The organism is Pseudomonas sp. EL_65y_Pfl2_R95, assembly GCF_963971045.1.
GTDB lineage: Bacteria > Pseudomonadota > Gammaproteobacteria > Pseudomonadales > Pseudomonadaceae > Aquipseudomonas.
Genome location: NZ_CAXAOV010000006.1, coordinates 319,639 through 344,216, shown reverse-complemented (window position 1 = coordinate 344,216; position 24,578 = coordinate 319,639). Strand labels below are relative to the sequence as shown.

18 protein-coding genes are annotated in these 24,578 nt (G+C 52.6%); 13 read left to right on the top strand and 5 right to left on the bottom strand.

Going from position 1 to position 24,578, the window contains the following annotated elements; translation table 11 throughout:
- Nucleotides 1–279: 279 nt before the first annotated feature.
- The 5 genes from AACY09_RS19640 to AACY09_RS19620 all read right to left on the bottom strand — a co-directional run bounded on the left by AACY09_RS19640 (nucleotide 280) and on the right by AACY09_RS19620 (nucleotide 8,788).
- On the bottom strand, nucleotides 280–1,341 hold the full coding sequence (locus tag AACY09_RS19640) for a hypothetical protein (protein WP_339490414.1): 1,062 nt from the start codon (nucleotides 1,339–1,341) through the stop codon (nucleotides 280–282).
- 21 nt (nucleotides 1,342–1,362) lie between these two features.
- On the bottom strand, nucleotides 1,363–5,175 hold the full coding sequence (locus tag AACY09_RS19635) for a toxin VasX (protein ID WP_339490411.1): 3,813 nt from the start codon (nucleotides 5,173–5,175) through the stop codon (nucleotides 1,363–1,365).
- Nucleotides 5,172–5,975, bottom strand: a complete 804-nt coding sequence (locus tag AACY09_RS19630; RefSeq protein ID WP_339490408.1) for a DUF4123 domain-containing protein — start codon at nucleotides 5,973–5,975, stop codon at nucleotides 5,172–5,174. The genes AACY09_RS19635 and AACY09_RS19630 overlap by 4 nt, the downstream gene beginning before the upstream one ends.
- Nucleotides 5,975–8,053: a type VI secretion system Vgr family protein gene (locus AACY09_RS19625; RefSeq protein WP_339490406.1), complete on the bottom strand. Its 2,079-nt coding sequence runs from the start codon at nucleotides 8,051–8,053 to the stop codon at nucleotides 5,975–5,977. Before AACY09_RS19625 ends, AACY09_RS19630 begins: the two co-directional genes overlap by 1 nt.
- Before the next feature lie 219 nt (nucleotides 8,054–8,272).
- On the bottom strand, nucleotides 8,273–8,788 hold the full coding sequence (locus AACY09_RS19620) for an Hcp family type VI secretion system effector (protein ID WP_339490404.1): 516 nt from the start codon (nucleotides 8,786–8,788) through the stop codon (nucleotides 8,273–8,275).
- A gap of 874 nt (nucleotides 8,789–9,662) precedes the next feature.
- Here AACY09_RS19620 and tssA point away from each other — a divergent pair.
- The 13 genes from tssA (at nucleotide 9,663) to tssJ (ending at nucleotide 24,575) form a co-directional block, all read left to right on the top strand.
- On the top strand, nucleotides 9,663–11,228 hold the full coding sequence (gene tssA, locus AACY09_RS19615; protein ID WP_339490402.1) for a type VI secretion system protein TssA: 1,566 nt from the start codon (nucleotides 9,663–9,665) through the stop codon (nucleotides 11,226–11,228).
- Nucleotides 11,229–11,261: 33 nt separating this feature from the next.
- Nucleotides 11,262–11,768, top strand: a complete 507-nt coding sequence (gene tssB / locus AACY09_RS19610) for a type VI secretion system contractile sheath small subunit (protein WP_339490399.1) — start codon at nucleotides 11,262–11,264, stop codon at nucleotides 11,766–11,768.
- A gap of 25 nt (nucleotides 11,769–11,793) precedes the next feature.
- The gene (gene tssC / locus AACY09_RS19605; RefSeq protein ID WP_339490397.1) at nucleotides 11,794–13,269 is read left to right on the top strand and encodes a type VI secretion system contractile sheath large subunit; all 1,476 of its coding nucleotides are present in this window, start codon (nucleotides 11,794–11,796) and stop codon (nucleotides 13,267–13,269) included.
- 6 nt (nucleotides 13,270–13,275) lie between these two features.
- Nucleotides 13,276–13,701, top strand: coding sequence for a type VI secretion system baseplate subunit TssE (gene tssE / locus AACY09_RS19600; protein WP_339490394.1), 426 nt, complete (start codon nucleotides 13,276–13,278; stop codon nucleotides 13,699–13,701).
- Nucleotides 13,691–15,136, top strand: coding sequence for a PAAR domain-containing protein (locus AACY09_RS19595; RefSeq protein ID WP_339490392.1), 1,446 nt, complete (start codon nucleotides 13,691–13,693; stop codon nucleotides 15,134–15,136). The genes tssE and AACY09_RS19595 overlap by 11 nt, the downstream gene beginning before the upstream one ends.
- The gene (locus AACY09_RS19590; protein WP_339490390.1) at nucleotides 15,129–15,515 is read left to right on the top strand and encodes a hypothetical protein; all 387 of its coding nucleotides are present in this window, start codon (nucleotides 15,129–15,131) and stop codon (nucleotides 15,513–15,515) included. The genes AACY09_RS19595 and AACY09_RS19590 overlap by 8 nt, the downstream gene beginning before the upstream one ends.
- Nucleotides 15,516–15,727: 212 nt before the next feature.
- Nucleotides 15,728–17,521: a type VI secretion system baseplate subunit TssF gene (gene tssF / locus AACY09_RS19585; RefSeq protein ID WP_339490388.1), complete on the top strand. Its 1,794-nt coding sequence runs from the start codon at nucleotides 15,728–15,730 to the stop codon at nucleotides 17,519–17,521.
- Complete coding sequence (gene tssG, locus AACY09_RS19580) at nucleotides 17,485–18,492, top strand: type VI secretion system baseplate subunit TssG (RefSeq protein ID WP_339490387.1); 1,008 nt, start codon at nucleotides 17,485–17,487, stop codon at nucleotides 18,490–18,492. Before tssF ends, tssG begins: the two co-directional genes overlap by 37 nt.
- 11 nt (nucleotides 18,493–18,503) lie before the next feature.
- Nucleotides 18,504–21,128 carry a type VI secretion system ATPase TssH gene (gene tssH / locus AACY09_RS19575; RefSeq protein ID WP_339490384.1) on the top strand — a complete coding sequence of 875 codons (2,625 nt, stop codon included), beginning with the start codon at nucleotides 18,504–18,506 and terminating at the stop codon, nucleotides 21,126–21,128.
- Nucleotides 21,129–21,138: 10 nt separating this feature from the next.
- Nucleotides 21,139–22,650 (top strand): sigma-54 interaction domain-containing protein, encoded by a 1,512-nt coding sequence (locus AACY09_RS19570; protein ID WP_339490512.1) that lies wholly within the window; start codon nucleotides 21,139–21,141, stop codon nucleotides 22,648–22,650.
- 75 nt (nucleotides 22,651–22,725) lie between these two features.
- Nucleotides 22,726–22,872 carry a type VI secretion protein gene (locus AACY09_RS19565; protein ID WP_339490383.1) on the top strand — a complete coding sequence of 49 codons (147 nt, stop codon included), beginning with the start codon at nucleotides 22,726–22,728 and terminating at the stop codon, nucleotides 22,870–22,872.
- 6 nt (nucleotides 22,873–22,878) lie between these two features.
- Nucleotides 22,879–24,087, top strand: a complete 1,209-nt coding sequence (tagH, locus tag AACY09_RS19560; protein WP_339490382.1) for a type VI secretion system-associated FHA domain protein TagH — start codon at nucleotides 22,879–22,881, stop codon at nucleotides 24,085–24,087.
- A 5-nt stretch (nucleotides 24,088–24,092) separates the two neighbouring features.
- A complete protein-coding gene (gene tssJ, locus AACY09_RS19555) occupies nucleotides 24,093–24,575 on the top strand; it encodes a type VI secretion system lipoprotein TssJ (RefSeq protein WP_339490381.1) in 483 nt (160 codons plus the stop codon).
- Nucleotides 24,576–24,578: the final 3 nt, after the last annotated feature.

Sequence of the window (24,578 nt, the reverse complement as noted above, 5' to 3'; positions counted from 1 at the left end):
TCAGGAACAATGCTCGCATGTCGTTAGCATGCACTGGGTCAATAAATTAGCGCACAACCCGTTCACAAGAATGGGTTGGCCTTTAGCAACCCGGCTTGAACGCAATAAAGACTCACCTTTGTCTGGGCGGGCGTGCGCTCATGAACGCTTGCGGCGTCCCGAAATAATTAAACGGGCCGCGCTATCAGCGCCGACATACCCAGCCACTGCGGCAGTTCACGAAAGCATCAAACAGCCGCACCACCGTTTAAGATAATCAGGGTTAGTTAACCACTAGCCCTAGTCAACATACTCAACGTGCTGCGCCATTAAGTTAGGGCGATGCAGGGTGTCGATACCAAAGATACGGCCAGACATTTCCTTGAGTTTAAGGTCGAAGGTTTCATCTTCCATGTCGATCCAGTAACGCTTAGGCCGACTGGTTTGTATGTCATGTTCGGCGCTTACTGGGTCGAGGTACCTAGTGGCTTCGAAGCATGGCAGCTCCGGCAAAGGGCGACTGACATCCATGTAATTCTGCAAAAAATCCCAAAGCGCAAAAGCCAAATTTGGCGTGCGGTCAGCCGCAACCAGTGAGCCGAAGTTAATGGTGATATCACGATAGCGATGAGCCAAGTACAGCACATTCATCGGCAACCCTTGCCGGTCCGGCGAGGTACTCAGGTATGCATCGAACTCGTAAAACGGCGCGGTGATCTCACCAATAGTGCCGCTGCGCTTATATTCACCATTGTTGTCATAATCGAAGACAGTGACCAAGCCGGTACGCCGATTAACCTCCCAAATTGGGCCACGTGAGGGTTTGAACCATAGTTTGGGGAATTTATTGAGAACTAGCCAGCCGAGCCCCCAGCAGAATAAGGGAACGCCTACAAAAGCAGAAAGGATTGGTCCGAATTCAATTATTGAATCCCACCATGACTGCGGTGTTTGGCTAGCCGCGATCAAATATGTAAAAAAAGAAATGACTAATAGAAAGTAAAAAAGAAATCGCCCCCCCCCCCAAAGATACAACCAAAAGTGCGAACGCTTCGATAAAAGTGCATAGCGATAGCGCTCATTATCAAGAACATTATGCAGATCTACACCTTCAAACGGCTTTGGCTTATATGTACCCAGTTTTTTTTCTTCTTCACGCTCTCTGAATACCTCTTCCCAATAACGCATGTTCTCTGGCGAGTCATCTTTCAGAAACCGCTCTGGAGCAACATCTTGGGTTTGCCCCCAAGGTAAACGAGTCGCACCGAGCTTGCGCATCCAAGAGCGCTCAGTAGAAACAGGCTGGTCTGGAATAGTACTAGAACGATAGGCCGTGCTGGCGTAGTAGGTCTGATTTGTCATTCGGTAAAAAATATCCAAAGCTTATTCGCTGGCCCAGAAGGGCTGCTCATCATTGCTGAAATCTGGTTGTCTATTGGCTTCACTGGTCAACACCACAGTTTTAGGTGTGGGTGCCGGAAAGTACCAAGTTTTGCCATTGGGGTCAGTTAACCCGAACTGAGCTTTAACTGCCAGGCTGTGGGAGACTCGGTTAAAATAACCTGCTCCTGTACTGTGCTGGGCAGCAGGGGTATTGAAATAGAGTTCCAATGCATTAGGCCATGAGCGCTGCGCTAACGGCTCGACCCGTGGGCCAATCAAAGCGCTTGCTACAGTACCGCCATGGCTTGAGTTTGAGGTAGTGGTGCGCATGCGGCATTCCGCTTTAAGGTTGAGGCTACCTAATTTGCCAATCAAACCCGGTAAATTGCTGTCGATACGAGCCAGAGTATTGGCGGATCTAATTTGGTAGGGCAACTCGGCATTGACGTCCAGTTTGGCTGTAGCGTCGTAATCTGGATTTTGCGTGACTTGGATGCGGATACCGGCAAACAACCCCAATAACCGATAGAACGCTTGTTGAGGGACACGCAAATAAGCAGTAGCTGCACTCTCGCTGTCGCTAAAAGGGCCATTGGTCATCCAATCCTCAATAGGAGTACTGCTTAGCCAATATACCGCACCGGCACCCGCAACCAGCAAGACCAGAGCGGCCCAACCCAGCGGTGTCAGCCCCAGAACCGGTGAAGCGGAAAGCAAACCCGCTACAACACCTGTTGATGCCCCTCCGGCCATGAGCAAATATCCCCACATCGCATCATCGCCCCACTGAAAAGCATACCAAGCATCGTAGAGATTTATGCCAAGAAAAATAAGGCCGGCGAAAGTTTGACCTATTAAGCGGGAAGTGAATGATTTAACAAGCTGCTCACCCAATTTCGGTCCCAGCACCTTGACGGCACTACCACTTGATATTTGAAATAGTTCTTTGCGCGCCGAAGCCAAAATAGACTTATTACTCACAAATTTAACGGTCAGTGTTTCCATGGCGATTGCCAAATCTATTAGTGCTCCTGCAACCCCAACAACTGCACGAACGCCACTCTTTTCTGCGCGGGTTGCTTGAAAAGCATTTAATTCCGCCCGCACATTCCAAAGCTCCAACATCAAAACCCCAGTCGCGAAGGGCGTTGAGTTGAGTACCCGATATGACCTAGAGCCACCGCGTGCATCAACCTCATCCACCGCTTGTTGCAATGCCCCCGTAGCGCGGGTTGCACGCACTTGGGTCGTTTGAGCTTGCACTGCAGCTTGATTGGCCTGATTGATCTGCTGGTTCAGGGTGCTAATCATCCTGGCGGTTGCATCGGTTCGGGCAATCGCCACCAGCATGTGATCGCTGGTCTGAGTGAGTCCGGAACGCACAGCCTGTCGGCCATTAGTTGTGGCCAAAAGGTTACCCTCTGCATCCTGAAACTGGCCGTACATGCGTACAGCCCGAGCAGATGAAATCTCCGGCAGATCCTCCAACCCGAAAACATAATAGTCTCGGGTATTTACATTGCCGCGCCGTATAAACATCGCGCCGCCAAAGGTTTGTGGCAGGGTACTGCGCATTAGCTCGAGCCCCTGCGCATGCAAGCGCACACTTGCTTGTCGACCTCTACTGGCGAGCGCAGCGCGCTGTTGGGCATAGGCTTCATTGGCTTGGGCATGATTGCGTGCAGCGGCCTGAGCCCCCTGCTGCGCAGAGCGTGCCTCAACATGGGCGCTATCCACCGCGCCTTGAGCAGTATTAATCGCACCTTGAAGCCCCTCATAAATGCTCACCAAGGCACTCGCCCCAGCTTTGAGTTGCGCAGTCAGCGTGCTGTTCAGACTACCAGACGCCATCAAGCCAATTAGGGCATTTGTATCTAAGGTGTCTTCTGGTTTGGATGCAGGTACCCCTTGCCTTTCGAACTGGGCCAATTCTGTTGCCCGGTAATGCCCGTCACCTTGGTTTTCTTGCCTCTGCGCAGGGGCTTGATACGGCGCATACAGCGTATCCATATCGAGGTTAGGCCAAAGCATGGCGTGCAGCGGATGCTGAGAATTTTTTGCCAGCTCACTGAGGAACGCCTGAGCTTTGCTGGCTGTGGGGCTGTATGAGCTGATGCCCGTGAGCGCATCAGTCAGATCAGTATTTACCGCGAGTGGATCAATTTGCGCGGGGCTCGCAGCGAGCGCCGTAAGCATTTGGCTGGATGCAAAAAAAGCAGCCAGGTAGTCAAACTCATCGAGGCTCAAGTGATCGGCAAGGGCCTGTTGAAACTCGCTCTGACCCAGATAATCACTTAAGTTGTCTTGTATATACGACAGCTCACGCCAGAGCATCATTCGCTCTGGCGTCGCGGTATAACAGTTGATATCACGCTTGCCTTGCTCATTAATTTTTTCCAGCGCTTCATGCAGAGGATTGCGTTGCCCTTGCAAAGTCCTAGGTACAACCAGTTGCTGGAGTAATACGGCACTACCATGGTTAGCATGTTGCGCAGCGCGCTGAGCACATAGCGGGAGTGTTTGTTGAAGGTCCGTGATACGCGCTGCCAGATGACGCATGCGGTGCATAGGGTCATCCAGCAATACACCGCAGAGTTGACGGTTGCGTGCAGCACTCAAGACATCGGCTACCGCTGGTTGAGCCTCCCAAAGCGAAGGGCCTGGCTCGTCTTCAGTTGCGTCACTGCGCGCGGGTTGCGAACGCTTAACCAAATCTGTCAAGCAGGTACGCCACGCCTCAAGCTCAAGCAGGCGTGTTTCTTGTTGTGGCGCTTTCTGTTCGCAGCTATCGAGGTAGCTCTGAGCCGTCTGCTTGCTCTGTACCGGGAACTGGCCAGTAAGGTCGCAAATATAGCGCCCCGGATGGTTCAAGAGCCATTCATAACCGGGTTCGCGAATGCGCTGTGGAGCAGGCAAACTTATCGGAAACGCATGATCACCAAGGTTAAGCCTTACGATTCGCGCTTTACCAACTGCACTCTGATTGGCGTAGTCACGCACATCAAAAGCAGCAAAGGCATCGAGTATATCTTGCCCATTTGGCTGACCTTCGTACATCCGCTTGAAGTCGCGTTGAGACACCCGCAGGTCCGGGCTTTTGCAGCGCGCTTGGCGTGTGTCTTTATCCTGTTCCAGGCGTTTGAGGCGAGCCGCACTGAGCTGTACTTCCGAGAAGCCCAACTGAAGATCAGTGCATCGGCTGTTATTCCACTGCGAAGGAAGCCAGATATCAGCTAATGCTTGGCCGGTGGCTTTACGCGCACCTTTTCTGAACGCGCTCCCCTGCCGGTACCGCTCAACATTTACATCGTGATAAGTGGTTTTATCACCCTCTATCCGAACCTCAAGTTCACGCCAAAGGGCGTTGCGATAGAACACATAAATAAAGCCGCTACGTAGCGAAACCGGCGTACCCAGGTCATAAAAGCTTTTGCTGCCGGGCAATGCCGTCATTGGCACCACAGGGACTATTTGGTTCCACTGATGTTGATGTTCATCCTGGCGCGGCGTTGGTCGCATATCGTCCAGTAAAGGCAAACGAATGGGGCCGCCTTCGCTTGCTGCGATTTCTAGCCACAAGTGGCGGTTGGGTTGCCCCTCCCAGTCCCAGACATGCAACACACTGCTGAATGTCGCGCTTTGTTGATACTCAGGTTTGTCCTGCTGGGTTAGCCACTCTTGCTGTTCCTGGCCAGATTCATCGTAAATGACAAGGCGTTGGCTTTGCGGGTGATCCTTTCCCACTACCTGAACAATTAGCTTGGCAGGTTCGCAGGCAGCACCTGCACTCAGTGAAGATACAGTTGCGCTCATGCGTGGCTTTCCTTGTCGGTCGCATTGCCTTTCAAACTTGTTTCTAGGTGGCTCAGGCGAGTTTCATCACTGCCGGGTGGCAACATGTCAGGTGTTGCTATACCTCGGTAAGTCGTGCGGATATCGAGATACGTATTCAGCGAATCCGCTGAAAGAAATCCACTGTTCATGCCTTCTTGCAGATAGGCAAACGCTTGGTCGAAAGAAAGTCGAGACTGTTTTTGCCACCAGTGGAACAGAAATTTCTCAGTTTGTTGAGATTGCAATGCTGCGGTTTGGCCCTTGCCTAAGGCCAAGGGTGCAGGCTTGGCTTCAGCTTGCCATTGCTCGGCGCGTAGGTTTTCTTGGCTGAACCAGCATGCCTGACTTTCCGCACTTTCTCGCCACGTTGCTCCGAACCAAGAAAGCGAACAAATCGGTCCAAGCCATGTAACAAGCTCAGAGGAATCAAGGGACGGATAGAAATAACTCGCCGTTCGCGGATTGGTGTAGCGCAGTACACCTTTGCGCTCACCTTCAAAACTAACGAAAAGAATATGGCGCAAGTGCTGCAATACCACTTGCAAAGGCTGACTACTTTCGAGTTTTAAACCCATCCAATCATTTGGTTGCGCGAGAAAGTCAGCTGCAACAGAAGGGTTTTCGTGCGTACTAATCAGTAAAGGACTTTGCTCGGCATAAAGCTCGAGTTCGGTTTCGTCAAATAGGCGATATGGATTTGGGTTTTCCCCAAGACGGTAAAGTCTCTCTGGAAGGTCATCGGTGTATTCGAGCAATAACCAGCTCTGCGAGTTGCTCATCAATTCGCCCCAGCACTCATCGCCGCCCTGCACGGACAATCAGCCAGTGGACACTGCAATGGCGTGCCACCTACTGGTTTCTGACACAACTCGACGATGGGAACATCCTCACGCAAGCGTTGTTTAAGCAAGGCGCCAGGTACATCCGCATCCGCTGCTTTAACCTTGCCCGGCAACAACGGCGCTGCGCCACTGCCTTTGCCTGGTCTTCCGCCGCTGTTGGATTTGATGCTTGGGCCGACGAGGGTGACGCCGCTGGCGTCGAATTTGATAAAGCTGCCGGAGGCTTTGAAGGTCAGTTCGCTGCCGGCTTCGAGCACGACTTTCAGGCCGCTGGACAGGTGGATTTCGTTGCCGGCCTTGATGAACTGGCTGGTGCCGATTTTGATGTGCTGGTTTTGGCCCACGGTGATGTGGTCGCTGGCTTTGACATCGGTCTTGCGATCGGCGCGGGTGGTGCGGTGTTCTTCGGCTTTAAATTCGCTGTAGCTGTTGGCTACAACGGTGTCACTGCGCTCGTTGCCGATACGGATTTTCTGGTCGTGTTCGACGTTTTCGTCCCAGTCTTTTTGCGCATGGACGAAGATTTGCTCAGCGCCTTTTTGGTCTTCAATGCGCAGCTCGTTAAAGCCACCGCCACCGGGTGAGCTGAGGCTCTTGAACACACTGCGGGTTTTGTTGGCAGGCAGTTCATAAGGCACCGAGTTTTCTTTGTGGTGTAAACACCCGGTGACTAACGGTTGATCCGGATCACCCTCCAGAAATGTAACCACGACCTCCATGCCGACGCGAGGAATAGCGATGGCGCCGTAGCCCTTGCCTGCCCAGCTTGAGGCCACGCGTAACCAGCAACTGCTTTTGTCAGAAGCAAGGTCGGCGCGGTCCCAAAAGAACTCAACCTTCACCCGGCCATATTCATCACAATAAATTTCTTCTCCTGCGGGGCCAGTAACTATTGCGTTCTGGCTACCTAGAATGCGCGGCTTTGGATGGTCCAAACTGGGCCGATAGGGCGCGGTCCAAGGCGTGGCTTTGAAGTGGTTGCGATAGCCTTGGACAAAGCCATCTGCAGCCTTGGTGTCACTGGTGACAGACTCTTCAAGCACCTGTGGCTGTTTGCCTTCATGTTCAACTTCAGTCAGCAGCCAAAGGTCGTTCCACGGCGCACGTGGGTGATCGCTCAATGCCAAGAAATGGCCACTGACCAACAGGTGCTGATCGCCCTCACCTTCTGCCAATTGATAGTCGTGACGGTGGCGCTCTAACGCTCGCTGGCTAAGATGTTTACCGCGCTCACGGTCTACAAACCGGCCTGGATAATCGTAATCTTCAAGGTCGGGCTTGAACTCACTTTTCACCGCGGCTTCGAGCGTCATGCTGGGCTTTTCAAAGTCGTAATCGCGGCGGGTCACCCGACTGGTTCGAGTTTCCACGCGCACACCAAAACGCTTGATCACCGGCTCATCGGCAACCAGGCCGCTGTCTTGTTGGTAAGCGGTAGGTAGCAGCTTTGGGAAAGGCGTTTGGTCGTCGCCAAACACCAGCATGTGGCCTTCAGTGCTGTGCTGAAAGTGATAGTGAATCCCTTCCTCCTCGCACAGACGCTGAATAAAATGCAGGTCAGACTCGTCGTACTGCACGCAATACTCGCGCTCGGGGTAAATCGAGCCGAGTTGGAATTGGTAAGCATTGGATTGAATGCCGTGCTCTTCGAGCACCTGACTGATGATCTGAGCCACGCTCAGGTTCTGAAAAACACGCTGATTAAGCCGTTGCGACAGGTAATAAAGCCGGGGTCGCAAGGTGATTTGATAACGGGTTAAACGCTTGCCAGATTCGCCTTGGCCAACCCGGTAGATTTGACCGTGAACTCCGTTTCCAGCCTGAGACAGCGCGAGAAACGCGGGTTGATGCAAGAAACTTTCAAGGTCTAGATCTGGACGCTCGCTGATCAGTTCCAGCTTAAATTCATAGGGCTGGCTGATCGCCTCACGGCCAGTGAATTCAAGCACCTGAAAGTCGTGGCTTAAGCCGTCGATATTGAGGCTGAAATGGGTCTGGTTAGCAGGGGCGAACATCCGTTGTTCCTCTTTTCATAAATAAGTTCGGCCAGTAAATCTGGCCGAACCTTTAACGTAATCGTTTAATCAAAGAACCTCTGAAAAATTTCACGAGCGACGGGAGTACAAGGCAAAAAGGTGCGAAAAAGCGCAGTTTACGAGCTGTAAATGAGCATTTTGAGCAGATTTTTAACGCAGTAATACCTAGCGCAGTAGTTTTAAAGAGGTTCTTAAAGATTAAGCGATTGGCGTACGCCAGTCGTCAGAACCGGAAGTGCCAGACACTTCGTGGGTCCAAACGATTTTGCGGTAGGTGAAGTACACGTCTTCAAGGTGAGTGAAGTGGGACATGTTTGGGTCTTGGCAGTTCGGCATCCGCGACTGCACGTCAACCACGACAGCGTCTTCCAGCTCAATGGTGAAGTAGTGTTCTTGAGTACCGGTAGACGAGGTGCGGTACCACTCAAGACGACACTTGTTCAGACGCTCACCCGAGGTCAGGGCATTGAAAATCAGAGGCGAAGCTTTGTCGAAGACCTTGGTGATCATCAGGGGCTTGTGAACGCGCTGACCGGTTGGCTGGCCCGACTGTGGGTCACGAGGAATGATGACCTGATGGTTAAAACCTTGAACCAGAATCTGGTCTTCATGGCCTTCTTGGAAGATATTGCCGACCGAGTCTTCGGTGAAAGTGCCAGCAGTAATTAGACCTTGTTTGGTGCCCTCGAGGGACAGATACGCAGGTGTTGGCATGAAAGCTCTCCTTGCCTTGGTTCATGGATCGAGAAGTGACCCGGTAGCAAAGACCAATCAACAAGCATGCCTGAAATTAAAAAAATCTTTAAATACAGCTACTTACGCTTTTAAAACAACGATAAAACAACAAATAGTGCGTAAACCCCGCGAAAAGTGCGCAACTTCTTGCACACTACTGCGCAAGAAGTTGCGCACTCTCCTACAGACCTAGTGTCGCAAGTCTCAGAGAGGGGACAATCCTCATCTACTGATTTTTTATGCGCAAGAAATTGCGCAATCCAAGTACTAACCAGCGCTAGATAAGTTGAACCAAAACACCTGAAAAAGTGCTTGAAAATACTTATCAGTAATACAGCTTCACTAATAATGGCCTTAGCTAGGCATAGCCACGCTTGGCAGCCACCAAGCGATTCAGCAGCCTACTACACAGAGATTAGTGAGCAGCCAGTTCATCTATGCTGCTGCCTACTCAGGAGCCGTTTGAACAGGGACAGCCACCAAAGTACTTAGTTGAATCGTAACGCAAGACCATCACTTGTGACGCACCCCAGCTTTACACTAGTACCACTTCACAGAATTAAATATCCATGCAGTGCCAAGCAGCTTAATGACACAGCCCTACAACCGAGTGATATCGGGGCGACACCATTGAAAACTGATAGATACCTGAACTTTAGTACCAATAAAACAGCGCAATAGTATATTGTCTATCGTGACCAAGGCCGATAGGATGCGGGCCTCAGAGACGTTTGCGCAACTTGTTGCACATAAAATGTGCGCAAAAAATTGCGCACATTCTGTCTCACCTTGTATTGAACCCTGTGAACTAATTCTGCATTTTTTTGTTCACCACCAAATACCGAGTCAGGGAATGACCATTTCAAGTACGTTGTCAGCACGCTATTACACGCTAGCTAACAAGCCCATCTCAGCTGACAACTTCGCCGGCAGCGATATTCGTTATTCCACAGAATACGAACATCTTGAAACCGAACTCCGTAAAGCGAACTCCCTGCACGCAGTGGGGACAATTGATTGGCAGAAAGTACTTGAATCCAGTGAAGTAATTCTCAACGATCACTCCAAAGATATCCGAGTATCTGGTTGGTTAGTTTGGGCACTGTATCAGCGCGAATCCTTCACAGGTTTGCATGCAGGCATTGTGCTTTTGCATGCACTTTGCACTCAGCATTGGAACGAACTGTATCCGCTTAAAGCACGTACTCGCGCTGCTGCAATCAGTTGGTTGACCCCCCGCTTGGAGCAAGTGCTCGCTGAAGATGTCCCTGTCGGTGAGCGACTCAAGCTATTCGGTGATTTAGCGACAAAATTACGTGAACTTGAGGGCTGCCTGTCGGAACAGCTTGGAGCTGATGCGCCCTTGCTCCTGCCATTGTGCAGACGTCTCGAAGAGCAAATTAAGCGAGCCAGTCAAACTAAGCAGGATTCAACCAAAGGTGTTGCAGGCACCCTTGCACAGGTTAAGCAAACCGCAAGTAGCTTGCTCACCTCCGCTACATCAGTGGATGGCGAAAAGGACGCACACAAGCAGTTACGACATCTACAAGATCAGTCACGACCGCTGTGTGCTTACTGGCTCAAACAGAAGGCCAGTGACGTTCGCGCGTTAAGACTGTCTCGGACCCTGCTGTGGCTGCCGATCGACAGCCTGCCGGAGCGTAATGCCGAAAAGGTAACTGCATTGCGCGGCCTGCCTGTGGATAAGCTAAAAAACTATCAGGAGCGCTATCAGCAAGGACAATATGCCGACCTCTTGGTTGAGTTGGAAACCAGTATTGCCAGAGCCCCTTTCTGGCTCGATGGCCAGCACCTTGCTTGGCAATGCCTGCAAGGGCTCAATGCTGAAACAGCAGCACTCGAAATCGAAATCCAGTTAGCGCTGTTTATGCAGCGTATGAATGGCCTTGAACTACTGCAGTTTCATGACGCGACGCCATTTGCCGATGAGCAGACTCGCGCTTGGCTCAGCTCCCACGTCATGCCTCATGTGACTGCCCAGCAGCCACCAAGTGCTCCAGTGATCAGCAGCGGCGAAGGTCAAACATCCTGGGATGAAGCCCTGCAAGATGCCTTGCCATTGTTGCGCAAAGAGGGACTGAAGCCCGCTGTTCAGCGCATCAAGAAAGCGATGGAGTCCGCCCGTGGTGGTCGCGAATCGTTTTTCTGGCAACTGACACTCGCGCGCCTGTGCTTCACCGCCAAAAAGTACGACCTAGCCAAGACCCAACTCGACACCCTTGATCAGCTGATTCAAAGCTCAGGCATTGCTGCCTGGGAACCCGATCTTGCCCTTGAAGTCGTGCACATGCTGCATAGCTGCTGCGAGCTGTTGCCGCAGAACCATGCAGTGCGCGAATACAGGGACGAGATCTACCGCAGGTTGTGCCACCTCGATCTAGAAGTGGTGCTGGACTAGGCCCCCGGGCCATAACCGAACAGGAGAACTCCCATGGCCAAAGAAGGCTCAGTTGCACCTAAGGAACGGATTAACGTCACTTTCAAACCAGCAACAGGCGGTGCTCAGGAGGAAGTTGAGCTGCCGCTGAAGCTGATGGTTCTGGGTGATTTCACTCAGCGTCATGACGAACGCAAGATCGAAGATCGCAAGCCAGTCAGTATCGACAAAAACACCTTCGACGAAGTGCTCGAGAAACAAGAATTGAGCCTGACCTTTGCTGTGCCTAATCGCCTCCAAGAAGACAGCGCTGACGAAGAACTCGCGGTAAAGCTCAATATCAACTCGATGAAGGACTTCAACCCAGCCAACGTGGTTGAGCAGGTTCCAGAGCTGAAAAAACTTATGGAGTTGCGTGATGCACTGGTTGCCCTTAAAGGCCCACTGGGTAACGCCCCAGCGTTCCGCAAAGCTATCGAAAGTGTATTAGCCGACGATGTCTCCCGTGACCGCGTGCTCGGTGAACTCGGACTCGCTGCCCAAGGCAAGCTTGAATCCTGATTGCAATTAACAAGGAAGCTATTAGATGAGCACTCGCGCAGCAAAACAAACTAGCAGCCAAGTCACCGAAGGCGGTCTTCTCGACCAAATCATCGCTGAAACTCGGCTAACTCCAGACGACGAAGCCTATGGCATTGCCAAACGTGGTGTTTCGGCGTTCATTGAAGAGTTACTCAAGCCGCAGAACCAAAATGAGCCAGTTAAAAAGGCCATGGTCGACCGCATGATCGCGGAAATCGACGCCAAGCTCAGCAGCCAGATGGATGAAATTCTGCATAACCAGAACTTCCAGGCACTGGAATCCTCGTGGCGCGGCCTGAAGTTATTGGTTGATCGCACCGATTTCCGCGAAAACACCAAGCTGGAACTGATCAATGCGTCCAAGCAAGACCTGCTTGAAGACTTTGAAGACAGCCCAGAAATCGTCCAGTCTGGTTTGTACAAGCATGTTTACACCGCAGAATATGGTCAGTTTGGTGGCCAGCCAGTGGCGGCAATCATCGCCAACTACTTCTTTAATCCAAGCTCACCAGATATCAAGACCATGCAGTACGTGGCTAGCGTCGCCTCCATGTCGCACGCGCCCTTCATTGCCGCTGCAGGTCCTAAGTTTTTCGGCCTAGAAGCTTTCACTGGGTTGCCAGACCTGAAAGACCTCAAGGACCACTTTGAAGGCCCACAATTTGCCAAATGGCAAAGTTTCCGTGAGCAAGAAGACGCCCGTTACGTCGGCCTGACGGTACCGCGCTTCCTGCTGCGCAACCCCTATGACCCAGAAGAAAACCCGGTCAAGAGCTTCGTTTACAAAGAAAACGTTGCCAACAGTCACGAGCATTATCTCTGGGGTAACACCGCTTACACCTTTGCCAGCAAGCTCACCGACAGCTTCGCCAAATTCCGCTGGTGCCCGAACATTATCGGCCCACAAAGTGGCGGCGCAGTTGAAGACCTGCCGCTGCACCACTTCGAAAGCATGGGCGAAATCGAGACCAAGATTCCAACCGAAGTATTGGTTTCTGACCGTCGCGAGTACGAACTGGCTGAGGAGGGCTTTATTGCCCTTACCATGCGTAAAGGCAGCGACAACGCCGCTTTCTTCTCGGCTAACTCTGCACAGAAGCCCAAATTTTTCGGCAACAGTGCAGAAGGCAAAAATGCGGAACTCAACTACAAGCTGGGCACGCAGCTGCCCTACCTGTTTATCGTCAACCGTCTGGCGCATTACTTGAAAGTCTTGCAGCGCGAGCAAATCGGCTCGTGGAAAGAGCGGACTGATCTTGAACTGGAACTGAACAAGTGGATTCGTCAGTTTGTAGCCGACCAAGAAAACCCGAACGCAGAAATCCGTGGCCGGCGTCCGCTACGTGCCGCTCAGGTTGTGGTCAGCGATGTTGAAGGCGAGCCTGGCTGGTACCGCGTCAGCCTGAACGTGCGCCCGCACTTCAAGTACATGGGTGCAGATTTCACCCTATCGCTGGTTGGCAAGCTGGATAAGGAATAAGCACCCATGTCATACGGCAGCTTACTCGAACGCATAGGTGGCGAACTTGATAGACGCGTCAGTTGGACGCGTGAAGCAAGCGCCATGGCGTCGGTGGCTGCCCATCTGGCAAAAATGCTCAGCACCCGGGCCGGCAGCGTGCAAACGCTCGCCGACTACGGGTTGCCCGATCTCAATGATATGCGCTTGTCACTGCACGATTCATTGCAGCAAGCGCGTAGTGCTATCGAACGCTTTATAGAGGCGTACGAACCACGGTTGCGTGAGGTCAAGGTTGTGTCTATGCCTCGCGACCATGACCCGCTAAACCTAGCCTTCGCAATCGAAGGCCTGCTGGAAGTAGCCGGCATTAAACGTCGGGTCAGTTTCGCTGCCAGTTTGGACGGCAGCGGCCAAGTTACCGTTAACGCAGGAGAGCCCCGTGTCTGGTAAACCCGCAGCGAGAATCAGCGATATGACCGCCTGTTCAGGTCATAACAAGAACCCGATCATTGAGGGCTCTTCCGACGTTATTTTTGACGGGCTAGGTGCTGCCCGGCTAGGTGATAAAACGGCCTGCGGCAGTGCGATTAGCAGTGCAACTGTTTCGTCAGTACTGATCAACGGCAAACCTGCTGCCGTGCTTGGCTCAACAGCCAGCCATAACAACAACCCGATTGTTACAGGCTCTGGGACGGTGGTGATTGGTAACTCACCCACACCGGCAGAGTTCAGTCCCGTTGCCGTTTTAACCCTTGGAGCAGCGTCAGCATTAACCAATGTCCTAGTGCCCAAAGCTCAAGCCGGTGATGATGTTCTGGCATATCAACTAAAGCTGAACTCTGCCGGTAACATCGTGCTCACCCCGCTTGAAACACCTGATTTCAGCGAGCTCGCCAGCGGAACAACTGCAAATAGCGAAGTGATCGACTTCCTCATTACCAACCGCCAGGAGCCCGCAGATCGGTTAACGCTAGAGGTCCTTGATGGCAGCACACTGCTCTTCAGTGAAACAAACACTCAAGCGCTTCTGCCCAAGGGTGAACATGTTTGGCAGTGGGACGGTTACAGCACCGACGGTGTACTCGACACCCGCATCCTTAAAAGCCCAAATTTAAAGATTCGCCTCACCGCAACTAAAGGCGCGCAGCAGCAAATCGAAGAGCTTCCCTTTGCCAACTCTGCCAATGAGTCGGCGTGGGTTGATACTCGCATCGACCGCATGGCTAAAACGGTAGAGATAACCGTACGCCCCAGCTTCAGCGACGGCGGCGTCTTAGGTAAAGATTCAACCCTGACGGCCAAGAGCTTTTCACAGTTACAGAATCTCGCTAAAGCGGGTATAGAACTGTATTGGTCGCGCAATGACAGCAGGGCACAGGGAATAGGCGCCGCAATTCAGACTAATCAGGGCCCGTTCAAAGTCACAGTGACGGCGACAGTTAACGCTGAACCAAGCGCTAAAAATTTTCCGCTAATTAGTAGCGTAGATACTGATTTTGGCCGGTCCACCAGCTTTGCCATGTTCAAAAAAATCTATCACAACCAAGGTTTTTGGAGGGCTGCAAACTATCCGTCCAAATTCGCGGATCAGGACTTTGAACATACCGCCGCCCATGAGTTTGGTCATTTGATTCTTAACAATTATGGCGACGGTGGATTAATACCGGACTATTCATGGAGCCACAAACACACATCAACTGTTCTGACCCAATCGCCTGTTGAAAATAATCCAACGCCGACGGCGGGTGAAGTTGATGTCATGCATTATCACTCCAACTATCCTCAGGGTCCGTCCGGTTATGAGGATTTTTGGCAGCGCTCTGTAGCATCCGAGCAGGATGTAAAGGGGCTGATATGGCTTTCACGAGTACATTTCAATGATTAGATTAATTGCTCTATTTAGTGCCGCCCTTCTGTTCGGATGCACCGCGCAATCGAAGACAGTGTTTATTGCAAACTTCCGCAATGCATGTGCCTACCCGGTGGATATCACTGCACATGACTACTCCAATGGAAAAGCCGCGTTCGCGCAGCCAATACACTTAAAGCCGGGTGATCACAGCGAAGTGCTTTCATACATCTCACCTGACGATGACATAGAAACAAGCTTCCCTAGCACCTACCGTCTGGATATCGCTGCGCGAGGGAACATTCGCTCACTTAATAAACCCGAGCTTATTCAACAACTAAAGCAATCCGACTACCTCCCGAAAGGCAACGCTATTCATACATGGACGATCAGCGACAGCATGCTGTGCCCCTGAGCAAGGCCTAAAGGATAAAAAACATGCCATTCACATTCAACAAAGCTCCGTATTGGTCTCCTAGTTCCCAGAGGATTCATGAGGCGCGTGGTTTTGTACTGGTCTGAGCATTGTATGAACGATTTTGGCTGTACCCATTGCAACCTACTGGGGAGCGCACAGCGTTCGCTACTGAATTTGTTTTACCCACCGAGCTAGTCAAGGATTGATCTGTGTCTTTTAACCACTACTACCAGAGCGAACTCACCGCCCTGCGCCAACTGGGCAAGCGTTTTGCCGAGCGCAATCCGGCGTTGGCGCCGTTTCTTGGGCAGAGCGGCCGGGACCCGGATGTCGAGCGATTGCTGGAAGGCTTTGCCTTTTTGACAGGACGCTTGCGGCAAAAACTTGATGATGAGTTGCCAGAACTCACCCACTCGCTGATGCATTTGTTGTGGCCCAATTACATGCGCCCGCTGCCGGGCTTTAGCATGCTTCAATTTGAACCTTTGAAGCGTCCTGGTGCTGCTCAATTTGTGCCGCGTGATACGCCGGTGGAGGCCAAACCTATTGAGGGCGTGACCTGTAAATTCCGCACGGCCTATGACACTGAAGTTTTACCGCTGGCGATGAAAGCCTTGCAGTACTCTGTCAAAGGCATGGGCGCCGTGCTCAGCCTGAAAATGCAGATGAGCGCCGATGGCAATATTGCCGATCTGAAGCTAAATAAGTTGCGACTGCACCTTGCTGGCGAACGGTATATCAGCCAAATGCTGTATCTGGGATTACTTCATCACTTAGCAAATCTGCAAGTGGTGCTGCTTGACGAGAACGGGAATGCGATTTTACGCGATAGCAGCGAAGTAGCAGTCCCCAGCCTGACCCTCAGCGCCAATAATATTCAGCCAGTTGGGTTTGCCGAAGATCAAGCACTGATCCCCTATCCACTCAATACCTTTCGCGGCTATCGCTACTTACAAGAATATTTCGCCTTTCAAGAAAAGTTCATGTTTGTCGATGTGCTAGGCCTTGATGGATTGAATAACGTTCCGCCTGAAGTAATTGAACAAGCCCGGGGCATCGAGTTACGTTTCAATATCGAAAAAGCTGGCGAACAGCGCATTCGCCCAACGCTGGATAACGTGCGCCTGTATTGCACACCCGTGGTTAACCTGTTCGAACATGACGCCACACCAATTCGCCTCGATGGCAAGCAAGACCGTTATCTTTTATTGCCCGCAGAGTTGAGCGCTAAACATTGCGGCGTGTTCTCGGTGAACCGTGTGACGGGCTGGAAGCCTGGCGGTCAAGGGTATGAGGAATACGTTCCATTTGAGTCATTCGAGCACGACTCCAGTTTCGATGTCGGCACCGCACGTCCTCACTATAGCGTGCGTCAGGAAACATCCTTGCTCCGGGAGGGCACGGACACCTGGCTCAGTTTTGGTCTGCGCGACCTGGCCGAACACGAAACCTTGTCGATTGATCTGACCTGCACCAATCAAAGCCTGCCGAGCAAATTGGCATTGGGGGATATTTGTGTACCCAGTGAGAAAACGCCGGGGTTCTTGCACTTTCGCAACATCAGCGCCGTCACCCCAAGTTATGCGCCTCCCTTGAATCGCGACTTCCTCTGGAAGCTGATCTCCAATATGTCGCTCAATTATCTGTCACTGGCCAATGTTGAAGCGCTGAAAGTGATTCTCGAGACCTATGACTTACCCCGTTATTACGACCAACACGCTGAAAAGGTCAGCAAACGCTTACTTGATGGTTTGAAAAGCATTCGCCACTCCCATGTCGACCGCCTGGAGCGCGGACTACCGATACGCGGAGTACGGACCGAAATGAGCATCGATCCAGATGGCTACATCGGTGAGGGCGATCTGTTTTTGTTTGCCTCAGTACTAAATGAATTTTTCGCCCTCTACGCCAGCTTGAACTCTTATCACGAACTCCGCGTAACCAGCACACAGGGAGAGGTCTACACATGGACGCCACGCATGGGGCAACAGCCCCTGCTATAAGCCGGCTTAGCCGGGGCATCCGCGAGTACAGCCTGTTTCAGGGTGTGCAGTTGGTGCTCAAACGTTTGCAACAAGCGCATCCTGAGTTGGATGAGGAGTCTCTGCATCTGCACCTTGAGTTGCAGGCGAATCCGAGCCTTGGCTTTCCCGGGAGCGACATTGAGCGCGTCGAATTCATCGAGGAAAACGGAGAGTTGCGCGCACGCATGCGCATCAACCTGGTCAGTCTGATTGGCTCCGGCTCACCCTTACCTGCTTTTTATGGTGAACAAGCACTAGGCGACAGCGAGGAAGGCAATCCAACCCGCGACTTTCTTGACCTGTTCAATAACCGATTACAGCGTTTGTTGCTCCCGGTTTGGCAGAAATACCGTTATCACTCGCGCTTTAAAACCGGTGCGCTAGACCCGTTTTCGCAACAGCTGTTCTCATTGATCGGGTTACGCGGTGAGGAAATCCGTGCGACCTCTGAGCTCAACTGGAAGCGCTTGCTGCCGTATCTCGGGTTACTCAGTTTACGTGCGCATTCGGCGGCGCTGATTGAGTCGGTATTGCGCTACTACTTCAAGCATCCCGATGTGTACATCGAGCAGTTCATTGAACGCCGTGTCGAGATTCTCGCCGAACAGCGCAACCAGTTAGGCGCCGCCAACAGCATGCTCGGTGAAGACTTGGTTCTCGGGGGGTGGGTGCGCGATCGCGGGGGGAAATTCAGGGTGCACATCCGCGAGTTGCACTGGGACATGTTTCAACAATTCCTACCCGTCGGCAGCGGCTATAACCCGCTTTGCGCACTGGTTCGCTTCACCCTGCGGGACCCCATGGATTACGACATTCGCCTGCAACTGCGCAAAGACCAAATGCAAGAACTTCGCATAGGTAATGACAACCTCTGCCGGCTTGGCTGGACCAGTTGGCTTGGCTGCGACAACGCCGATGGCATCGTCACGCTTGGCAAAAGAGCTCATTAAGGACAGATGAAATGATTAACGTCGATTTACAACAATTGGTACAAGCACTTGATGCTGAGACTAAACGCGACCTCGAAACCGCAGCTGAGCGCTGCGTGGTACGTGGCGGCAATAAAGTTCTGGTTGAAGACATGCTGCTGGGCCTTTTAGAGCGCCCGGAAGGCCTGTTGCAGCGAGCACTGAGCGATGCCGAAATTGACGCTGGCGAGCTCGCCAAAGCCCTGCATCCAAGCAGCGAAAACAGTGCGACGCGCAACCCAGTATTTTCGACTGAGTTGGTCCAGTGGCTGCAAGATGCATTGCTGGTTGCGAACCTCGAATTAGCCAGCAGTCAGATTGATCAAGCAGCCTTAATACTCGCATTGCTGCGCAACCCAATGCGCTATGCAGGCAGCCACTACCAAAGCATGCTTGGCAAGCTCAATGCAGAACGTTTGCGTGACTTTGCGGTGTCGCAGCAACCCCAGGCGGCTGCCAGTAACGCATCAAGCAACGTAGAAACAAACCTGCAACGCTTTACCCACAATTTCACTCAACAAGCCCGTGACGGCAAGCTTGATCCGGTGCTGTGCCGCGATGAAGCAATTCGCCAGATGATCGACATCCTTGCCCGGCGCCGCAAGAACAACCCTATTGTGGTCGGTGAAGCCGGTGTGGGTAAGACCGCAATTGTTGAAGGTTTGGCCTTGCGCATCGCCACCGATGAAGTTCCTGAAGTGCTCAAAGGTGTTGAACTATTGTGCCTTGACCTCGGCCTGCTCCAAGCTGGCGCCAGCGTCAAAGGTGAGTTCGAGCGTCGCTTACAAGGCGTTATTGATGAGGTCAAAGCTTCGCCGAAACCAATCATCTTGTTTATTGATGAAGCTCACACCCTGATTGGGGCGGGTGGCCAAGCGGGTAGTGGTGACGCCGCCAACTTACTCAAGCCTGCACTGGCCCGAGGTGAGCTGCGCACCATCGCGGCAACTACGTGGAGCGAGTACAAAAAGTACTTCGAGAAAGACCCTGCCCTAGCCCGACGCTTTCAGCCTGTGCAGTTGCATGAACCTACTGTATCTGAGGCCGTGACAATTCTGCGCGGCCTTGCCCCCGTATATGAAAAAAGCCACGGCATCTATCTGCGCGACGATGCGGTAGTAGCGGCAGCCGAGTTATCAGCCCGTTATCTCGCGGGTCGGCAGCTGCCGGATAAAGCCGTCGATGTATTGGATACCGCATGCGCCCGAGTGCGCATCAGTCTCGCCGCAGCCCCCGAAGTGCTTGAACAGTTGCGCAACGAAATCGCAGAGGGTGAACGTCAGGATCTAGCCCAGCGCCGTGACCGCGACTCGGGCCTAAGCATCGACAATACAGCCGCAGACCTTCTTGAGCAGCGCCTGCGAGATGCACGTGCGGAGCTTGAACAATTAGAAACGCGCTGGGCGATCCAGCGTGATCTGGCACAGCGAATGATTAGTCTGCGTATTCGCTGTGCTGAGGCTCGCCAAGCATTAAGTACCCCGGCAGCCATAACACCCGAAGCGAATATCGAGCCGTTTGAACAAGCTGATCTTGAACAGATCGAGGCTGAGTTGCATTCGACACAGGCTGAGTTGTGCATTGCGCAAAACCAGCAGCGCCTGGTGAGCTATGAAGTATGCCCTCGTTTGGTCGCTGAAGTTATCAGCCATTGGACAGGCGTGCCGTTGAGCCAACTGGCCCGTGAGCACAACAGCAAGGTTATTAGCTTTTCCGCAGACCTGCGCGTAAGGCTGCGCGGTCAGGAGCAAGCAATTAGCGCACTCGACCGCGCCATGCGCGCAACAGCTGCTGGCCTCAATCGGCCGGACGCACCCGTCGGTGTATTCCTGCTCGTCGGTCCCAGTGGCGTAGGTAAAACCGAAACCGCCCTAGCATTGGCTGACTTGTTGTATGGCGGCGAACGTTTTCTGACCACCATCAATATGTCCGAATTCCAAGAGAAGCACAGCATCTCACGCCTGATCGGTGCGCCACCGGGCTACGTGGGTTATGGCGAAGGCGGCATGCTCACCGAAGCGGTCAGGCAAAAACCCTACTCCGTGGTGTTGCTTGATGAAGTCGAAAAGGCCGACCCAGATATCCTCAATCTGTTCTATCAAATTTTCGACAAAGGCGTGGCGAACGACGGTGAAGGTCGCGAGATTAACTTCCGCAATACACTAATTTTGATGACCTCGAACCTCGCCAGCGAGCGCATCGACGCCCTTTGCCAGAACGGCAAACGACCAAATGCCGAAGACCTCGAATTGGCAATTCGTCCTGTACTTAGCCAGCACTTCAAACCCGCGCTTCTCGCACGTATGCGGGTCGTGCCTTATTACCCAGTGAGCGGTGAAGTACTGCATGAGCTGACCACGCTTAAACTCGAACGCTTCGCCGAGCGCCTGCAACGGCGTCAGTTGCAGTTCAGCCACTGCCAAGCATTGGTCGAGAACCTTGCCGCGCGCTGCACCCATAGCGAAAGCGGCGCACGTCTGATTGACCACTTGATCGACCAGCACCTGCAGCCATTAGTGGTTGATCACTTGCTCGCTGCAATGGCCAGCGGTGAAACATTGACCCAGGTTCATGCAACCCTCGATGAACACGGAGCAGTGGTTTGTGAGTTCACTTAACGTGCCGTCAATTCTCGCCCAAGTACCGCAACCATTGCATTATGCAGAGGGGTTATTGCAGAGCTTGGTGGGTTTGGCGCAAGCCAAGAACGCCGAAAACTTACTCAGTGAGCTGGTCGAGGCGACGGCTGACTTAACCGGCACTGCGTTAAGCCAGCTTTACCTGCTGGACAGCACCCATACGCGTCTCACACTGACCGCGGAATGGCTTGATGGTTTGCTGCAACCACAGGCCATCGACAGTTTGCCAAGTGACTATGACGGCGAACAACTGCTGCAATATTGCCTGTGTCAAAACCGCGTATTAAGCCTGAACGAGCTAGACAGCAGCCTGCATCAAACCGAGTTCCTACCCGTCACGCAGCAGCCGTGGCGCAGCTTGCTGTGCATGCCTATTGTCGACAAACAGCAACATGTCAGCGGTCTGCTGTTATGCGCCAGCCATCAAGTACAAGACCTGAATGCATTTGCTGACTCAATAAGCCTGCTGGGCAACTTCGGCGTCAATCAATTACAGCTGATGCAGCGTCAGCATTCGCCTGCGAACGACACAGTGCAGTATGAGCAGCTTCAACCACCCTGTGCCAGCGGATACGGCTTGATCGGCACCAGTCAGGCGATGTGCGATGTATATCAGCTAATTGGGAAAGTACTGCACAGCCCCGTGAGCGTATTAATCACAGGGGAAACGGGCACAGGCAAAGAGTTGGTTGCTCACGCAATTCATAATTGTGGCTCACGTCGAAGCATGAACTTTGTCGTGCAAAACTGTGCCTCACTGCCCGAACATTTGCTTGAAAGTGAGCTGTTTGGTTATCGCAAAGGGGCTTTCACAGGCGCTGACCGTGACCACAAAGGCCTGCTTGATAGCGCAGACGGCGGCACATTGTTTCTGGATGAAATAGGAGATATGCCGCTCAGCCTGCAAGCCAAGTTGCTGCGCGTACTGCAAGAAGGTGAAGTTCGTCCACTGGGCTGCAATGACACCCATAAAGTCGATGTTCGCATCATTGCGGCAACTCACTACAACCTCCACAGTCAAGTCGAAAAGGGTCTGTTTCGCGAAGACCTGCTTTATCGCTTGTCGCACTTCCCTATTGAGTTACCTGCACTGCGTGAGCGCAATGAAGACATCCTGATTTTGGCTCGATACTTTCTTGAAAAAACCTGCACGTTCCTGCAACGCGACCCGTGCTCTTGGTCAGAAGACACGCTGGCAGCATTGGTCCAATACAGCTTTCCGGGAAATGTACGCCAACTCAAAGGGTTGGTCGAGCGCGCGGTATTGCTTTGCGAAGGGGACGTGCTACTCCCGGAGCACTTCAACCTGAATCGCGAATCAAGTGCTGAAACAGCTACCAATTTGCGTCAGCACATGGAGCACGTCGAACGCAATTTCTTACTCGACAGCCTGCGTAAAAATCGCGGCAATCAAAGCAAAGCTGCACGAGCGTTAGGGTTGCCACGAAGAACCTTGCTGTACCGAATGGAGCGCTTGAGCATCAATCCTGACGATGTTTGAGCCGCATAAAAAGATTATTAACACAGCATTAAATCCCGCTGAGCACTGCCAGCGATGACGCAAGAGGGAGTCAAGATGAAACCACACTTTTGGGCCATAACACTGATCGCTGTACTGATGACCGTTGCAGGCTGCACCAGCAACTTCAAGTTTAACGACGATGAATTTCGCCCCCTTGGCGATCCACAAGCTGACGAGCGCAGCAACTCATCTCAGGAGTAAAACACCATGGAACTGGTATTCGACGTGGTCAGCGCCCAGCAATTTTTGCCCGGCCTTGCGACCAGCAAAACCTTCAAGCAAGCCGGTGGCATTATTGGCCGAGCGGACACCTGTGACTGGGTGCTACCCGACCGCAAGCGGGTACTCTCAAGTCGCCATGCCGAAGTCAGTTTCCGAAATGGTGGCTTTTATCTAACAGATGTCAGCAGCAATGGCATTCAACTTAAAGACACGGGTGCCAACTTGCGCAAACAAGAGCCTCACCGCGTTGAGCATGGCAGTATCTATTGCCTTGGCGAATTCGAGGTGCGTGCACGGCTGATTCAAGACCCAAGCAAGTTTGAAGCTGATCACGGTCGCCCGTTAGAGACTGGCAGCAGCATTATTCCTGATGATGCCTTTCTCGATCTTGACCCGCTGACCGCTATGGATCAACAAGAGCAAGCCCATGGCTACGCACAAACAGATGAGCTGGCTGCGCTCGACGTGCCAGAGCTGACCGATGCACAGCAACATGACTATGCCCAGGTTGAAACTGAAAACCTGTTGGTGCCTGAGCTGGTAAAACCTAGCGCAGCACCTGCCAGCCAACCCGCGGCCCGCGCACCAGAACCCATGTCAGAGGTTTTTTGGCAACGGTTCTCGGAAGCCCTTGGCGTTCCGCTAAATGATCTCGATGAGGTAGCGCGTCAAGCCCTGGCACTTAATGCGGCCAAGCTGCTTAAACAAAGTGTGAGCAGTTTGCAGCAGAGTCTGCGCACACGCAGCGAATTGAAGAACGAATTGCGCCTAGCCCTGACTACAGTTCAGAGCGCCGGCAACAATCCGCTAAAAATGAGCAGCGACACCGCTGAGGTGATGAACAGTTTACTGCGCGGACAAAAGCCGGGGCAATTACCGGCAGGGCAAGCCATCAGCCGCGGTTTTCGGGACCTGCAAGCCCATCAAGTCGCGCTCTTGGCTGCAAGCCGAGCAGCCGTCAAAGGTGTATTTGAGCAGCTATCACCAGAGCAATTAGTTCTGCGTTTTGAGCGCGACGGTCGCAAACCTCTGCTGCCCACAGCAGGCAGCCGCTGGCGTGCTTATAGGCGCTTGCACAGTAGCCTCGAACAAAACAACGAGTGGAATGAACGCCTGTTTGCCCGCGACTTTGCCACTACCTACGAAGAACAGGTTCGCCTGATCGCCACTCTCAACAACGACGTTCAAGGATGATTTCCATGCAACGCTTGATTTCACCATTGGTCTTCACCGCGCTTCTGGTACTCACAGGTTGCTCTACGCTATCGCCGTATTCGAGCTACACCAAGCTAGAGCTGAATTTGTCGGGTAGTAACGAGCTTAACCCTGATATTCGAAATCGCCCTTCTCCGATTGTCGTTCGGCTGATGGAGCTAAAGCACCCGGTTGCATTCGAAAATGCAGATTTCTTTTCGCTGTATGAGCGTCCAAAAGAAGCCCTCTCCCCTGACTTAGTTGCTCTGGAAGAACTGGAGTTGCGCCCGGGTGAAACCCGTCAATTGAAGCTCACGGTAAATCAAGGCAGCCGGTATGTCGGTGTTCTCGCGGCTTACCGAGATCTGCCGGAGACCAAGTGGCAGTTCATCATTCCTTTGCAAGATAAAGCCCTTAACCAGATCAACTTACGTCTCGATGAACAAGGTATTCATGCGCTGACAGACACTGTTGCGGACAGGGACTAAACC

Excerpts from the sequence above, each read along its gene's own strand:
- AACY09_RS19640 (WP_339490414.1), bottom strand. The coding sequence starts at position 1,341 with ATGACAAATCAGACCTACTACGCCAGCACGGCCTATCGTTCTAGTACT.
- AACY09_RS19635 (WP_339490411.1), bottom strand. The coding sequence starts at position 5,175 with ATGAGCGCAACTGTATCTTCACTGAGTGCAGGTGCTGCCTGCGAACCT.
- AACY09_RS19630 (WP_339490408.1), bottom strand. The coding sequence starts at position 5,975 with ATGAGCAACTCGCAGAGCTGGTTATTGCTCGAATACACCGATGACCTT.
- AACY09_RS19625 (WP_339490406.1), bottom strand. The coding sequence starts at position 8,053 with ATGTTCGCCCCTGCTAACCAGACCCATTTCAGCCTCAATATCGACGGC.
- AACY09_RS19620 (WP_339490404.1), bottom strand. The coding sequence starts at position 8,788 with ATGCCAACACCTGCGTATCTGTCCCTCGAGGGCACCAAACAAGGTCTA.
- tssA (WP_339490402.1), top strand. The coding sequence starts at position 9,663 with ATGACCATTTCAAGTACGTTGTCAGCACGCTATTACACGCTAGCTAAC.
- tssB (WP_339490399.1), top strand. The coding sequence starts at position 11,262 with ATGGCCAAAGAAGGCTCAGTTGCACCTAAGGAACGGATTAACGTCACT.
- tssC (WP_339490397.1), top strand. The coding sequence starts at position 11,794 with ATGAGCACTCGCGCAGCAAAACAAACTAGCAGCCAAGTCACCGAAGGC.
- tssE (WP_339490394.1), top strand. The coding sequence starts at position 13,276 with ATGTCATACGGCAGCTTACTCGAACGCATAGGTGGCGAACTTGATAGA.
- AACY09_RS19590 (WP_339490390.1), top strand. The coding sequence starts at position 15,129 with ATGATTAGATTAATTGCTCTATTTAGTGCCGCCCTTCTGTTCGGATGC.
- tssG (WP_339490387.1), top strand. The coding sequence starts at position 17,485 with ATGGACGCCACGCATGGGGCAACAGCCCCTGCTATAAGCCGGCTTAGC.
- tssH (WP_339490384.1), top strand. The coding sequence starts at position 18,504 with ATGATTAACGTCGATTTACAACAATTGGTACAAGCACTTGATGCTGAG.
- AACY09_RS19565 (WP_339490383.1), top strand. The coding sequence starts at position 22,726 with ATGAAACCACACTTTTGGGCCATAACACTGATCGCTGTACTGATGACC.
- tagH (WP_339490382.1), top strand. The coding sequence starts at position 22,879 with ATGGAACTGGTATTCGACGTGGTCAGCGCCCAGCAATTTTTGCCCGGC.
- tssJ (WP_339490381.1), top strand. The coding sequence starts at position 24,093 with ATGCAACGCTTGATTTCACCATTGGTCTTCACCGCGCTTCTGGTACTC.